Origin of the sequence: Paenibacillus oralis (genome assembly GCF_003863965.1) — a bacterium.
In the GTDB taxonomy this organism is placed as follows: domain Bacteria; phylum Bacillota; class Bacilli; order Paenibacillales; family Paenibacillaceae; genus Fontibacillus; species Fontibacillus oralis.
This window is the reverse complement of the sequence record NZ_RRCN01000001.1, coordinates 1,081,600-1,095,822: the sequence shown is the minus strand read 5'-3', so window position 1 is coordinate 1,095,822 and position 14,223 is coordinate 1,081,600. Positions and strand designations below refer to the sequence as shown.

The following is a 14,223-nucleotide window of genomic DNA, read 5'->3' as shown; positions in this document are numbered from 1 at the left end:
AAAGCGGATGGAAACGCTCAACGAGGCCGAGCTAAAAAAAGGTGAAGATTATATTAAGGTTCAGAACGCAGAGTACGACAAAGCCATGGCCCGGATCAAGCGGGAAACAGAATCATGGTACGCTCGCTTGGCTAAAAACAATGACATCTCTATGGCCGAAGCCCGCAAACTGCTCACGGCAAACGAGCTAAAGGAGTTTCGCTGGAGCGTTGACGACTACATCAAGGCAGGCCGCGAGAATGCCATCGACCAGCGTTGGATGAAGGAACTTGAAAACGCCAGCGCTAAGGCGCACATCACCAGACTGGAAGAACTTCAAGTGAAAATCCGCCAGGAAGTTGAACTACTCACAGCGCGGAGGGTAAAGGGCACAACCGAGGTGCTGGGAGATGTCTATAAGAGCGGATATTACAAGGGTATCTATGAGGTTCAGCGCGGCGCAGGTGAAGGAATCCCGTTTGCAAGGTTGGACGGCAAGCAGATTGACAAGGTGCTGTCTAAGCCCTGGACGCCGGATGGTCGGAATTTCTCGGCTCGCATTTGGGCAGATAGGGACAAACTACTGTCTGAATTACAAACGGTATTGACACAAGACTTAATCCGGGGCGAGGCTGCCGACAAAGTGATTACAGACTTTGCCAAGCGCATGGGCGTAAGTAAGAGCGCAGCCGAACGCCTCATTCTGACCGAATCAGCCTATTTTGCTGGGCAATCCCGACTGGATGGATACAAGTCGCAGGGCATTAAAAAATACAAATTTGTGGCGACATTGGATAGTCGAACATCAGAAGAATGCCGACACATGGATTCTGAAGTGATACCGGTTAGCGAGGCTAAAGCGGGAGTGAATTATCCCCCGCTACATGCTTATTGCTACGATGATCTTACAGAGGTCTATACTTCTCGTGGCTGGGTGCTGTTCTCTCATTTACAGGGAGACGAGAATTTTTACAGCATCGACCCCGCAAGCCTGTTACCCGAGTGGCAACCAGCGATAAATTATATCGCATATCGTTACAACGGTCAGATGAGGAGTTTCAGGAATGCGCGATTTGATTTGCTCGTAACGCCGAACCATAAGATGCTGGTCCAGAACATGGATAGCAAAAACAAGGCCCGCAAATGGAAGCTTCGAGAAGCCCGCGCTTTGTCTGGACAGGGCAAGAATCGCTTTCTGTGTGGCATGAACTGGAATGGGGCAGACGTGGATGGTGTCTTGCTTGGGGGCAAGTTGGTTCCTACTAAAACATACTGCAAGTTCATGGCTTACTGGCTTGCAGACGGAAGTTCGACCCCGGATCGGTCGAGTTACAACATTAAGATTGCTCAACAAAACAACGACTGGATGTTTGATGAATTAAAAGATTTTCCGTTTAAAATCTATAAAGGAAAAGAAAGCCTAAGTATCAGAGACAAGCAGCTTGGCGAAGAATTGGCTCGGTTTGGTCTATGCCACGAAAAATACGTTCCTGACATTATAAAACAAATGAGTCCTGAGATGATCAGGGCTTTTTTGATTGCATACTCAAAAACCGATGGAACTACGAGAAAGGGAAAGTTGTGGAAAGGGCATCAGTTCGAAGACTCTATAACATTCTTCTCTACTTCCAAGCGAATGGCGGATGATCTCGGCGAACTCATCATGAAAGCCGGAGGAAGACCAAGCTTTCGTCTGGAAAACATGGCTGGCAGAGAAATTGAATTTCGAAATGGCGTCTATACCATAAACCATAATTTATGGATTGTATCTTGGAACAAACAAATCCATTCTTGGACAAACAATATGGATGTGGAAGACGCACCATATGACGGGATGGTTTATTGCGTGGAACTGGCTAAGCATCACACTTTGTTAGTCAGGAGAAATGGTAAGATCGCGTGGAGTGGAAACTGTCGTTCAACAACGATTCCAGAGTTTAACGATACGGGTGATAACGAGGTTCCAAAACCTAGTGAGCGAGCCGCGCGGGGCAAAGATGGCAAAACTTACAGTGTACCGGCAGATATGACCTATCGGGAGTGGGAAGCCAAACACGCGCCCAAGAATGCTGATAAGCCGCCAGAGGTTTCAGAACCGGCACCAGTGACGCCGCCCGCTGTTAAGACTGTACCGGAAACGCCTGAACCGGATTTTGAGGAAATTGACGCCACAGGAAGCGCCAAGCCAGGTGTTCCAGTGCCGCCAAAACTCACAAAATCTGAAGAGGCAGCAGTTTCGCGTTATGTCGGAGGAGAATCGTATGTATTGAACGAAAAGTTGCGAGAAGGGAAGCCACTCAACAGTGACGAAATGAAGTGGGTTGAACAACTCGACAACGCGCTGCTCAAACTACCGCGCTTTACTGGTGATTTGACCAGATCGCTATTTTTTGCGTCTCAATTAGACGCTGACGAAGCAATGAAAGACATCCAGCCTGGGGCTGTGTTACAATATCCTCAATACATGTCCATGTCTGCTGCAGGTGCCTTGTACAACCCCAAGGGGCAAGTACATTACTACATCCTGGGGGCGGCTGCAGGGGCCGATATTAGGGCCTACAACCAGAGTGAATTGGAAGTATTGTATGGCCGAGATTTCCCTTTTGAAGTCGTTGACATAGAGGTTATCGAAGGTGTGTACCATATCCTGTTACGGGAGTTGAAGAAGTGAGCAACGATAAGAAAAAGTTTTCCGATCCAAGATGGAACGACCTGGGCAAGCCCAAAATAATCGGTTACAACGATGTTCCAGAAAAGGAACAAAAGGAGAATAAAGAACGATTCCGAGAGCAATTGAAGAAAATCGGCGTGCTCAAAGATGAAAAATAGAGGCACTCACGCTACGGCGAGGGTGCTTTTTATATGCTAAAAGGAGGTGATTAGAGTGCCAGTTGAAAACTATCAAGAATGCATTCCGGTACAGGCGATCAAGTTTGAAGGAATGGAACCAACTCACATCCAGGAAATCGTTGGATTTGTGGGCTTACCGATTTCTATTGACTATACTCCAAGCGGCTTGAAGCTTCGCGTTATTCGCAACGCATTGGATGTTTTGGTTGCGAATGTCGGAGAGTTTATTGTCAAGAACACAGAAGGCAAGCTGTTTGTTATGACACAAGCAGCATTTGAAGCGAGATATACAAAAGTTACAGCGTAACCGGGCCGAGGTTGAGACTACCTTCGGCCCTTTTAATTTGCCCTCTTTAAAGGTTCGTGGGTTAAACGAACGTAACCCCATGCGTGAGGTGTAACACGTAAACAAACATCAAGGGAGATGGAGTAGATGGATTTGAAAGAATTGTTAGGCGAAGAACTTTACAAGCAAGTCATTGAAAAGGCTGGTGATAAGCACAAAATCGCAATCGTTTCTGATGGCAGTCATTTCCCCAAGGATAAATGGGACGAAGTAAACGCAGCAAAGAAAAAAATCGAGGCCGACCTAAAAGAGCGAGACAAACAACTTGAGGAACTGAAAAAGTCGGCAGGCGACAACGAGGAACTTAAAGCCAAAATCAAAGAGTTGCAAGATGCCAATAAAGAGGCAGCAGATAAATACCAAAAAGAGGCTAAGGAATTGCAACTCAAGACGGCGCTAAAACTCAAACTTGTCGGAAAAGTACATGAGAACGCAATGGACAATGTGCTGAATGAGTTTAAGTTTGATCAAATTGAGCTTGACGAAACCGGCAATATCAAAAGCGGCTTTGATGATCAGTACAAATCCTTGCAGGAAAGCAAGGGTTTTTATTTTGTCCCTGAAAACTCAAACGAAACGACATTCGTCGGATTCAAACCGTTTAATGGCGGCGGCGCCAATAACGACAAAGGCGATAAGGGCGGTGAGTTTGGCAAGCAATTAGCCGCTCAAAACAAGCAATCTAGCGACAAAATGCAAGAAGCACAAAACCTATACTTTGGAGGGCAAAAAGCATGAGTAAATTTGTTGAAAACACTTATGGCACACCAAAACAAATTATTAAGTTTCCTGATCACTACGTAGCCTTGCCCGTGACGGTAGATGATGCGGGTGTGACGCCGGATGCAAACGGCAGAAAGGTTGTGCCTGCTGGGACAATCCTAGGCGGAGGTTTTATTGCTGACGCTACGAAGAAGGCCGTAGCGGCTAATGACGCAACATCAGAAGGGGTTCTGTTTAACGACACGGATGTAACATATGGCCCGGCTCCGGGCGATGCAATCATTCACGGTTTTATCGATCTTAATAAATTGCCTGTAGCGCCTGCTGCGGCAGCGATTACGGCACTCAAACAAATCACATTCATTAAGTAAAGGAGAGAAACTGAATGCCTACTATTTTTGATCTTATCAATGCGAAAAATATCGCAACGTACTATGAAAGCAATGGTTCTAATCAGATCCCTTACCTTGGGGAGACGTTGTTCCCTGCGCGGAAACAACTTGGTCTGGATTTGAGTTGGATTAAAGGTTTCAACGGGTTGCCGGTATCACTCAAACCTTCTGAATTTGATGCGAAAGCAACTTTGCGGGATCGTATCGGACTGAACAAAATTGATACCGAAATGCCTTTCTTCCGCGAAGCAATGCGTGTCGGAGAAAAGGAACGCCAGGACATCCTGCGGTTGATGGATTCGACGAATTCCCAATACCTGATGCCTGTAATCAATCGGGTTTATGATGATGCAACGAATCTGGTTAATGGTGCGCGGGTTATTTCTGAGCGGATGATTATGCAGCTTCTTTCCGCTGGTAAAATTTCAATTTCGGCAAATCGACTGAATTACGATTATGATTACAAAATGCCTGCATCGCACCAAGAAACTCTTGCCGGTACGGCCCAATGGAACGATCCTGACTCTAATCCAGTAGACGACATCCGCACGTGGCAGGATACCGTAGAGGACGATACCGGCGTTCGCCCTGCTCGGGCTATCTGCACGCGCAAAACCTGGAATTACCTCTTGGCAAACAAAACGATTCGTTTGGACATGAACCCGGCAGGCGGTCAAAACATCATCTTGACGGATTCTATGCTGCAACAATACCTCATGAGCAAGCTCGGCATTACTGTAGCGGTTTATAACAAGAAGTTCGCTCTTGAGGTTGGCGGCGCTGCTCAATTGTTCTATCCAGACGACTATTTCACACTTATTCCCGATGGAAACCTTGGCAACCTGTATTACGGGACAACGCCGGAAGAGGCTGACCTTATGAGTGGCGGAACGGTCGCAGAAGTGCAAATTGTAAACACTGGGGTTGCGATCACAACCGTCAAGGAACCGCATCCAGTGAACGTCGAAACCATCGTCAGCCAGATTTGCTTACCTTCCTTCGAAACAATCGACACGATTTTCGTTGCTAAAGTCGCAGGAGCATAAGGAGAGGTAACCCCTCTCCTGATTTATTTATGGAGGTGTTTGAAAGATGGAAGAAGTAAGAGAAGAGAAGCAAACCAGGAAGCCAAAAGCTAGCAAAGTGACGTTGCTTAAAAACATTAAATATAATAAGCAACGCTATAAAATCGGCGAAGAAATCGAAGTTGACGAAGAGGAAAGAAGGGCGTTTGTAAAAGCCGGAATCATCGAGGGGTGATGATGTGGAAAAGGTAATTTTGCAGTATTACGACCGAGAGCAGGGAAAAGCGATCACCGTTACCCCTGACACTCCGTTGCCCACAGGTGGAAGTGGAGGAACGCCAGCACCCGGAAGCATAACAACCGAAATGTTTGCTCCCGATGCCAAGGCTCCTTTTGCTGGTACGTCTGACGCTGTAGCTTGGAACGGTGTTACGGGCAAGCCGTCAACATTTCCCCCTACAATCGGAACCACGGCGGCGACAGCGGCAGCGGGGAATCACACTCACACGGCGGCAACAACAAGCGCAGCGGGTTTTATGAGTGGTGCGGACAAGACAAAGCTTGACGGCGTTGCTGCGCAGGCCGTTAATGCCGCAGGCGCAGTGTCTGCCTTGGCCTCAAAGACACAGATTGCAGCATTAACGCCTATAGCCACTCCAGCAACAGCATCAATACAGGATGTTGCTACACTTTTAAACAGCGTGATTGCCGCTTTGAAGGCGTGAATTGAGGTGATCTAATGACAAGGCAAGAACAAGAAGCCGAAGTGCTAGGGATCGTCAAAGCTCGCCTGAAAATCACCGACGACACAGATGATACGCTAATCAATTCCTATATCACGGAAATTGGTTGGCGTATTTTAAATATCTGTAATCGTAGAGACATACCAGACGCACTTATTTATGTTTGGGCGAGCATGGTTATCGACGTTTTGCGGATCGAGCAGCCTCAAAAATACGGCGGTGATGCGAATAGTAGCGGACTGAATATAAAAATCGGGGATACATCTGTAGGGCCAGCGTCTAAGAGTGGATTGACGGCAACAAGTAAAAGTGTAATCGATCAGGTTGTTTTTGATTACAGGGCAGACCTTTACCGCTGGCGAAAGATGAAGTGGTGATGCTATGAGTATAAACTTTACCGACTATCGAGCAGCTATAGAAACGACATACACAGACCGAGCAACCATCTATCGCTATCAAGAGGTTAAAGACCCAAATTCCAAGACAACGAAGCTTGTACCCATGCCGGTATACTCTGATCAACCTTGCCGCATCTCTCAAAAGGCACTCGGGCGTAACGGGCAAACCGAAGCGCAAAACGATATTTTATACGAAACCAAACTGTTCATAGCGCCGGAAGTGGAGATTTTGCAAGGCGACATGTTAGAAGTGACCCGGGGCCGAATGACGGCAGCGGGATGGGAGCCAATCGCAGCAACACGGAAATACTCCGCCGGTGAGCCGTTTATTTATCCTACGCATCAAGAGGTTTCGTTGGAACGCAAGGAGTGGGCGTAATGGCTAAAATGGGCAACTTTGATTTTTCGGAGTTCAAAAAGTTTCGGGACAACCTTAAAGAGATGCACAAGGCGTTCCCGGGATTTATGCGTGAATGCGTCATTGAGTTAGCCAACCGTTTACTGGCTAAGGTGGTCCCACGCACACCGGCTGACACCGGGGAACTTCGGCGTAGTTGGACAATTGGACAAGTAGTGATCACGGACGCCGGGGCTGAAATCGAGGTTTTCAATCCGGTGTATTACTCCGCATACATCGAATACGGACACCGCACGGCGAACCATAAGGGCTGGGTAGAGGGCCGGTTCATGATGAAAATATCGAATCAGGAACTAAAGCGAGAATTGCCAGTGATCATGAAGAGAAAAATGGACCAGTTTATTACGAGATATTTGGGGAGGTAGTGCCGTGCAAGTGACATTTAATACCGCTCGATATGCCGTACATGCCGCCTTAGACACTGCCTTTCCTGATATCCGAATAATGGGCGAAGAGATTAAACAGGGCTTAAATCCGCCTTGTTTTTTTGTGCGCCTGCTCGAGCCTGAACACACGCAAGAGTTGGGCAGACGGTACATGCGTCTTCACCCCTTTGCGGTGCGCTATTACGGCGTAGATCGGGCGAATGAGGACTATTACGACATGGCCGAGCGCCTAACAAGCGTATTACAGCAAATCAACGTTAATGACGTGTTGGTTCGGGGTTCAGAAATGAACTTCGAAATCGTGGACGAAGTTCTCCATTTCTTCGTAAATTACAACTTTCTTGTTTGGGAGCCCGCGCCGGATATTCCGAAAATGCAGGAACTAGATGTCCAGGAGGGATTAATCAGTGACAACTAAAAAGGCTGAAACACAAGTTGAAGAAGTAGCCACAGACGGGTTTTCTAAGGAACAAATCTTGGCCTCTAAGCAGTTCAAAGGCGTGGACAAGGACATTCTTTCCGTTGCTCTGACAGACGGCAAGGAATACACCGTGGAGGCTGCTAATAAGGCGATTGAGACATTTAAAAGCAAGGGGGTTAAATAAATATGGCTGGCGGAACTTGGCAAGTACAGAACAAAGTAAGACCAGGCGTTTATATCAACTTCAAGTCCCAAGCGCAACAAGGCGTAACGGTCGGTGATCGCGGTACAGTAGCTTTTCCGGCACCTTTGCCTTGGGGTAAAAACGGCGTTATTACACTTGAGGCTGAATCTTTTATGGAGGATTCGCTTAAATTAATCGGGTTTTACCCTACGGACCCACGTATCCGGCACATTACAGCGGCAATATCGCACGCTAACAAGGTTTTAATCTATCGGCTTGGCGCAACGGGCGCGACAAAAGCCTCGGCAGCAATCGGCAATCTCACAGCAACGGCTAAATATGGCGGTTTGCGTGGAAATGATTTGCAAATTGCAATCCAATCCAATATTGATTTGCCTGGAACATTTACGGTTAACACGATTTTGGATGGTGAAACGGTTGCCTCCCAGGTTGCTGCTACAGCTGATCAGGTAGTGTCCAATGACTTTGTAGACTTTGCAGGGACCGGGGCGCTCGCGGCGACCGCAGGAACGCCGCTCGAAAATGGCACGGCAGGAACGGGGGGCATGGGAGAGTGGACGGATGCTTTCACGGCTTTTGAATCTGAAACTTTTAATGTCCTTGGTATCCCGACAGACGATTCAAGCGTCAAACAACTCGCTGTGGCTTTTACAAAGCGCTTAAGAGAGGACGAGGGCAAGAAGTTCCAAACGGTTCTCTACAACTACCCACAATCGGATTACGAGGGTGTTATAAGCCTTAAAAACAGCGTAGTGACGTCCGATGGATTGACGGTTGATCCAATCTATCTGTTATGGGAAATCGCCGCAATGGAGGCCGCAGCAAACGTTAATGAGTCGCTGACTTATGCGATCATTTCGAATGCCGTGGATACAAACCCAAGATACTCTAATAGCCAGATCATTGACGCCCTGCAAAACGGCGAATTGGTGCTAACCGCTTCAAACGGCGTTGTGCGGATTGAACAGGATATTAACACGCTTACTACGTACACGGTTGATCGCAGTAAAGCATTTAGCAAGAATCGGGTGGTTCGTACGCTCGATGCTATTGCGAACGATCTAAAAAGCAACTTTGAAACAAATTTCATCGGCAAGGTTAACAACGATGCAGATGGCCGGAACTTATATAAAGCATCTGTAATCGCCTATCTAGATACGCTGCAAGGCCTGGGCGCTATTCAAAACTTCGATTCTCAAAATGATATCGATGTATTGCCGGGAAATGATGCCGATTCGGTAATTGCTAACCTTGCAATTCAGCCTACTGATAGCATGGAAAAATTATACATGACCGTCACGGTCCGCTAAGGAGGGATAATACATGGCAGGATTTTTTAATGTTAAAGATGCCGTTAGTGGCAAGCAAGCCAAGGCATTCGTGACCATTAACGGTCGGGTAGAAGAATTGTTCTATGCTAAGACGCTGGAATCTACAATTGAGAAAAACAAAGTTGACGTCCCTGTTTTGGGCCGCACCAGTACACCGCAACGCTCTGCTGGGTGGTCTGGTTCCGGCACGCTGACGATCTATTATATTTCGTCTGTATTTCGACAACTCATGAGAGACTATGTAAAGACCGGGGAAGATTTTTGGTTTGATCTACAGGTTGTCAACGAACAACCCGGGAGTGGTAGCGGTAAGCAAACTGTGGTTCTGAAAAATTGCAATATTGACAGCGTTATAGCAGCGCGGTTTGACGCTACCAGCGACGATATGCTTGAAGAAGAAATTCCATTTACGTTTGAAGATTACGATGTTCTCGACCAATTTAACACGATACAACCTACAAATTAATTAAATAGGAGGAATTATATATGAATTTACAAGAATTTCTGAACGCAAACCCAATTGACGATGTGACGGAGGATGTTGTCATTTCGCCACGATTTAAAGATGAAAATGGGAGTCCGTTGAAATTCACCATCAAGGCCATGACGGAAGAAGAGTTCGAAGATATCCGAAAGAGATCAACTCAAGTTGGTAAGAAAAAGGTCGAATTCGACAGCCGAAAATTCAATTTGCATGTAGCGATTAACAACACGATTAACCCGGATTTTAAAAATGCAGATAGTATCAAAAAGTTGGGAGTATCCTCACCAGAAGAGTACGTTAAACGTGTTCTCTTGGCTGGAGAATTGGCGACCTTGGTACAAAAAATCACCGAACTTTCTGGCTTTGACGTTGAAATGAGCGAACTTGTTGAAGAAGCAAAAAACTAATTGTGGAGGGCGATCCAGAGGCGAATTATGCCTACTATACCCTCCACAAGTTTCGCAAATGGCCTAGCGAATATATGGCCCTTCCCCGTAGGGAACGGGCCTTTGTTATAGCTGCTATTGATGTTCGGATCGACAAAGAGAAAAAAGAAACTGCTAAAATTAAACGAAAATAAGCTTTCTCCGTAAAATTATGGTAATATCATGGGTATATCCGACTATAAGGGGGAGGACTATTTGTTTTACTTCTTTATGATTTTATGGTCGCTCGCATCAATAGCAACCATAGTATTATTTTTTGTATGGTTGGCAGCCAAGCTTTCTAAGAAGCCCTCCAAAACAAAAGGGAAAAGTACGTTGTATCTTTTGGCTTCTTCTATTTTGTTTTTGGTTGTCTCTCTCATAATTAACGGGACTGGGGACAAAGCTGTATCGACAATTGTTAGTAACCAAAACGAAGAAACACCAATGATACTTGACGCAAATAAATTTAGTAGGATATCACCGGATGAATTGATTAAAATTATGGGCGAACCGGAATCTAAAGAGGAATGGAAATATGATAGTTCCAACGGCCAGACCTATGAAGCAATTACCTGGACATATCAAAGCGGGAACCATGAATTTCTTTTCATTGATGGAAAGGTAGTGCGGTTTACGTTTTACGGGACCGGCGAGATATACAAAGATAAAAATCAAGCATTATCACTATTTGGAATTGCTCCCGGGGCGGATATAATGCTTGAAGCGGATACAGGTGTTGCTTTTAGATGCCGACACGTCGATCAATCATCGAAAATAGCTGAATTTTGGTTAATCGAGGGTGGCGAAGAGGATTCTATTGGTACAGTTAAAATAACTTATGATTTGAAGTATTTCTAAACACCCTATAACGGGTGTTTTTATTTTGCGCAAGAAGAAGGTGAAAGCGTGCCAACGATATCTACAGCCTTGAAAATGTTGGATCAATTTTCCACGCCCCTAGCTAGAACTATTACCCAAGCCGACAAGGCCGTAATGGCGATGGAACGGCTTCGTCGCACAGTAGAAACACCGGCTACCTTGCGACTAAATGCCAGTAGCGCGGAACAGCAACTAAGAGGCATCGAAAGAGTCGTAAAGTCCGTCAAACTTGATGTTACCTTTAACGCCAGACAGGCGGTTCAGCGTGCCCAAATGTTAAAAAGACTGCTACAAAGGCAACTTGACGGCATCCAGGCACGTATTAAGGTGGAACTGCCCGCTTCACTAAACGTTATGTTTGCCAACTTACAACGCCTTGTGATGAAATTCATCGCGGCCACCAATCGGTTGCGGGGCGTAGCCGGAGACCAGAGAGCTGCCCAAGAAAAAATCGCCGAACTGCAAGAAAAGATTTTGCAGTTACAAAAGCAAATAAATTCAGCCAATCGTCAATCCGGTCAATCATCTGCGGGCTGGCTATCCAACATGAGAGGGCTAGTCGCAACCTATCTATCGATTCAGGGAGCGCAAAAAGTAGCAAGTATAAGCGATGAGTATATTAATTCACAAGCCCGGCTGAATATGATCAATGATGGGCTCCAAACAACGGCAGAACTACAAGAAAAAATATTTGCTGCTGCCGAGCGCTCCCGTGGTTCGTATACCGATATGGTCGGCGTAATTGGCCGGATGGGTATTCTCGCAAGTGACGCATTTAAAAGTAATGATGAGTTGGTAGCATTTACAGAGTTGATGCAAAAGTCGTTTCGCGTGGGTGGATCGAGTACGATGGAGCAACAAGCCGGTATGTATCAGCTTTCGCAAGCCATGGCTGCTGGGAAGCTACAAGGCGACGAGTTCCGTTCGATTATGGAAAATGCTCCGATGTTGGCCGCCGCCATTGCTGACTTTACTGGAAAAAGCAAAGGCGAACTTAAGGAGATGTCTGCTGACGGCACAATCACCGCAGATATCATAAAAGGTGCCATGTTCAATGCGGCTGACGACATCAATAAAAAGTTTGCATCAATGCCGCTGACGTTTGGGGACGCGATGAACCAGCTTAGAAACAAAGCGTTGCAGGCGTTTGGGCCGGCCATTGAACGCATAAGCGCTATGCTCAATAATCCCGATATGCAGAACAGCATTTCGAATATAGCCACAGCTTTTGCTGGAGCAGCAGAGGGGGCGATAAAATTCCTTGACGCTGCGGCTAAGGTCTATAATTTCGTTTCGTCAAACTGGATGTGGATTGAACCGATTATATGGGGCGTTGTGGGTGCTATAGCTGCTTGGACAGTGGCCCAATGGGGACTTAACATAGCCCTAATATCAAACCCAATCGGGCTTATTATCATGGGCATAGCGGCGGTTATTGGGTTGATAATATTCTTGGTCAAATGGACCATCAACCTGTGGAACACAAATGACAAGTTTGTGGCAGCCATGATTCGGGGATGGAATAGCATTCTAGCTTTCTTTGATCAAATTCCAATTTTCTTTACTAAAGTCGGATATGGTATAGCAGATGCGTTCGATTGGGCATATGTCGAATCCCTAAAAATCATGGAAAAGCTCGTGAATGGGGTTATTGACGATATCAATGAGCTCATCAAAACTCTAAACAACATTCCTATGGTCCAAATTGATGCTTTATCGCACGTCCAATTTGCGGCAAGCGCAGCACTCGAAGCGGAAGCTAGAAAGCAATCTCGCAAAGAGGATGTCGCCAAAATGGAATCGGACGCAGCTAAAAAGGCGGAAGAAAGAGAAAAGAAGCTGCAAAAATATATGGAAGACCGAGCAGCACAGCGAGCAAAAGAGCAAACAGATAAAGATAATAAGGGTAAAGAAGATCCGTATAATTTCGACAAATTCAAATCAGCCGCTCCCCCTAACATCGACAAAATCGGGAAAGTGGGACAGGTGGACAAAATTAAAGATAAGGTTGATATCTCCAGCGAGGATTTAAAAATGATGCGGGAGTTAGCGGAAATGAAGTCAATACAAAATTTTGTAACCTATACACCTACGGTCAGCGTTTCGACCGGCCCAGTTTCGAAAGATGTTGATGTTAACGAAGTTGTCGCGAGAATCGAGCAAACACTTACGGAAGACCTAGCCGCCAACGCTGCGGGAGTATATGCATAAGCAAATTTGAGGGGTGAATAACAATGTTATCAGTTACATTAGATATTGATGCTAGCCAAGCAATAAAAAAATTAGAGAAAGTAAATGGGTTGTTGGATGAGATGGTTCATAAATTAAATGTTTTGAATCAAAATGCTCCTAATGACGATATCGTTGTTTTACGTGAACTGGGACAAGTACAGTCTATTCACGATTTAGTTAATATTTGTCCTACAATAACAGTGAGAACAGAAACTAAAAGCATGAGTTTTGATGAGATTGTTGATCGAATAAGCGAAACGATAAAATCGGAGATGGGTATCCATGCCTAATTACTCCATGACGCTATCGTTCAATGAAGAGACCGAGGCGTTCGAATTTCCGGTACTTCCTGGGCAGATTGATGTATCTGTGGCGGGCAACAATAAAACATATGAAATTTCTATACTTGGAGAAATCAACATTATCAAGAGTCCGAAGTTGACGGAAATTTCGTTTGAAAGTGTGTTCCCTGCTTCTTGGTTTCCGGCCTGTATTGTGGATCGAAATGAATTGTTCCCTCCCACCCATTACATCGATCTTATCGCAAAGTGGAGATCAGAAAAGCAGCCGATGAGACTTGTTTTGACCGGCTCCGTTGGAATGAACATCAATATGCTGGTGAGTGTAGAAAACTTCTCGTGGTCAGAATCTGGGGGATCGCCCGGGGATATCTCATACCAAATAGCATTCAAAGAATACCGTTCCTACGCAGCGAAAATAGCAAAAGTCGAAAAAGGATCAGCAACAAAGACGCCGACTAAGTTACTCAGTTCTAAAACACCGAATCGGCCCGATACGAGGGTGAATCCTAAAACCTATACACTTGTTGCGGGAGATAGTCTTTGGAAGGTCGCGAAAAAGTTTTTGGGTGATGGAAGCAAGTACAAGCAAATCCAGACGTTGAACGGCATCAAGGACAGCGAACTAAAGCGTCTGCCGATCGGAAAAGTAATTAAGCTACCATAGACCATAGGGGGTGCGTG

At 45.8% G+C, this 14,223-nt stretch carries 20 protein-coding genes; all 20 read left to right on the top strand.

From position 1 onward, the window contains the following. The first annotated feature begins 7 nt into the window (after positions 1 to 7). The 20 genes from EHV15_RS05185 to EHV15_RS05100 all read left to right on the top strand — a co-directional run bounded on the left by EHV15_RS05185 (position 8) and on the right by EHV15_RS05100 (position 14,206). Positions 8 to 2,650, top strand: coding sequence for a minor capsid protein (locus EHV15_RS05185; RefSeq protein WP_178075765.1), 2,643 nt, complete (start codon positions 8 to 10; stop codon positions 2,648 to 2,650). Continuing rightward, on the top strand, positions 2,647 to 2,808 hold the full coding sequence (locus EHV15_RS36320; RefSeq protein ID WP_178075764.1) for a hypothetical protein: 162 nt from the start codon (positions 2,647 to 2,649) through the stop codon (positions 2,806 to 2,808). Before EHV15_RS05185 ends, EHV15_RS36320 begins: the two co-directional genes overlap by 4 nt. Before the next feature lie 55 nt (positions 2,809 to 2,863). Further along, positions 2,864 to 3,136 carry a hypothetical protein gene (locus tag EHV15_RS05180; RefSeq protein ID WP_128630300.1) on the top strand — a complete coding sequence of 91 codons (273 nt, stop codon included), beginning with the start codon at positions 2,864 to 2,866 and terminating at the stop codon, positions 3,134 to 3,136. A 126-nt stretch (positions 3,137 to 3,262) separates the two neighbouring features. Beyond that, positions 3,263 to 3,913, top strand: coding sequence for a phage scaffolding protein (locus EHV15_RS05175; RefSeq protein WP_128630299.1), 651 nt, complete (start codon positions 3,263 to 3,265; stop codon positions 3,911 to 3,913). Beyond that, on the top strand, positions 3,910 to 4,269 hold the full coding sequence (locus EHV15_RS05170; RefSeq protein WP_128630298.1) for a hypothetical protein: 360 nt from the start codon (positions 3,910 to 3,912) through the stop codon (positions 4,267 to 4,269). Before EHV15_RS05175 ends, EHV15_RS05170 begins: the two co-directional genes overlap by 4 nt. Before the next feature lie 14 nt (positions 4,270 to 4,283). Next, positions 4,284 to 5,336, top strand: coding sequence for a major capsid protein (locus EHV15_RS05165; protein WP_128630297.1), 1,053 nt, complete (start codon positions 4,284 to 4,286; stop codon positions 5,334 to 5,336). 46 nt (positions 5,337 to 5,382) lie between these two features. After that, positions 5,383 to 5,550: a DUF7210 family protein gene (locus tag EHV15_RS36315; protein WP_178075763.1), complete on the top strand. Its 168-nt coding sequence runs from the start codon at positions 5,383 to 5,385 to the stop codon at positions 5,548 to 5,550. Positions 5,551 to 5,554: 4 nt separating this feature from the next. Beyond that, complete coding sequence (locus EHV15_RS05160) at positions 5,555 to 6,040, top strand: hypothetical protein (protein ID WP_128630296.1); 486 nt, start codon at positions 5,555 to 5,557, stop codon at positions 6,038 to 6,040. 14 nt (positions 6,041 to 6,054) lie between these two features. Next, the gene (locus EHV15_RS05155) at positions 6,055 to 6,435 is read left to right on the top strand and encodes a phage head-tail connector protein (RefSeq protein WP_128630295.1); all 381 of its coding nucleotides are present in this window, start codon (positions 6,055 to 6,057) and stop codon (positions 6,433 to 6,435) included. A 4-nt stretch (positions 6,436 to 6,439) separates the two neighbouring features. Then, on the top strand, positions 6,440 to 6,835 hold the full coding sequence (locus tag EHV15_RS05150; protein ID WP_128630294.1) for an ABC transporter ATP-binding protein: 396 nt from the start codon (positions 6,440 to 6,442) through the stop codon (positions 6,833 to 6,835). Then, positions 6,835 to 7,239, top strand: a complete 405-nt coding sequence (locus tag EHV15_RS05145; protein ID WP_128630293.1) for an HK97 gp10 family phage protein — start codon at positions 6,835 to 6,837, stop codon at positions 7,237 to 7,239. Before EHV15_RS05150 ends, EHV15_RS05145 begins: the two co-directional genes overlap by 1 nt. Positions 7,240 to 7,243: 4 nt before the next feature. Beyond that, positions 7,244 to 7,678: a phage tail terminator family protein gene (locus tag EHV15_RS05140; protein WP_128630292.1), complete on the top strand. Its 435-nt coding sequence runs from the start codon at positions 7,244 to 7,246 to the stop codon at positions 7,676 to 7,678. Further along, positions 7,668 to 7,865 carry a YqzN/YkzM domain-containing protein gene (locus EHV15_RS05135; RefSeq protein ID WP_128630291.1) on the top strand — a complete coding sequence of 66 codons (198 nt, stop codon included), beginning with the start codon at positions 7,668 to 7,670 and terminating at the stop codon, positions 7,863 to 7,865. The genes EHV15_RS05140 and EHV15_RS05135 overlap by 11 nt, the downstream gene beginning before the upstream one ends. A 2-nt stretch (positions 7,866 to 7,867) precedes the next feature. Continuing rightward, positions 7,868 to 9,196: a phage tail sheath family protein gene (locus EHV15_RS05130; RefSeq protein ID WP_128630290.1), complete on the top strand. Its 1,329-nt coding sequence runs from the start codon at positions 7,868 to 7,870 to the stop codon at positions 9,194 to 9,196. Positions 9,197 to 9,209: 13 nt separating this feature from the next. Next, positions 9,210 to 9,683 (top strand): phage tail tube protein, encoded by a 474-nt coding sequence (locus tag EHV15_RS05125; RefSeq protein ID WP_128630289.1) that lies wholly within the window; start codon positions 9,210 to 9,212, stop codon positions 9,681 to 9,683. Positions 9,684 to 9,703: 20 nt separating this feature from the next. Further along, positions 9,704 to 10,108, top strand: coding sequence for a phage tail assembly chaperone (locus tag EHV15_RS05120; RefSeq protein WP_128630288.1), 405 nt, complete (start codon positions 9,704 to 9,706; stop codon positions 10,106 to 10,108). Positions 10,109 to 10,342: 234 nt separating this feature from the next. Continuing rightward, positions 10,343 to 10,987, top strand: coding sequence for a hypothetical protein (locus EHV15_RS05115; protein WP_128630287.1), 645 nt, complete (start codon positions 10,343 to 10,345; stop codon positions 10,985 to 10,987). A gap of 48 nt (positions 10,988 to 11,035) precedes the next feature. Then, complete coding sequence (locus tag EHV15_RS05110; RefSeq protein WP_218571212.1) at positions 11,036 to 13,219, top strand: tape measure protein; 2,184 nt, start codon at positions 11,036 to 11,038, stop codon at positions 13,217 to 13,219. Positions 13,220 to 13,242: 23 nt separating this feature from the next. Next, complete coding sequence (locus tag EHV15_RS05105; RefSeq protein ID WP_128630286.1) at positions 13,243 to 13,530, top strand: hypothetical protein; 288 nt, start codon at positions 13,243 to 13,245, stop codon at positions 13,528 to 13,530. Next, positions 13,523 to 14,206 carry a LysM peptidoglycan-binding domain-containing protein gene (locus tag EHV15_RS05100; RefSeq protein WP_128630285.1) on the top strand — a complete coding sequence of 228 codons (684 nt, stop codon included), beginning with the start codon at positions 13,523 to 13,525 and terminating at the stop codon, positions 14,204 to 14,206. The genes EHV15_RS05105 and EHV15_RS05100 overlap by 8 nt, the downstream gene beginning before the upstream one ends. Positions 14,207 to 14,223 lie beyond the last annotated feature (17 nt).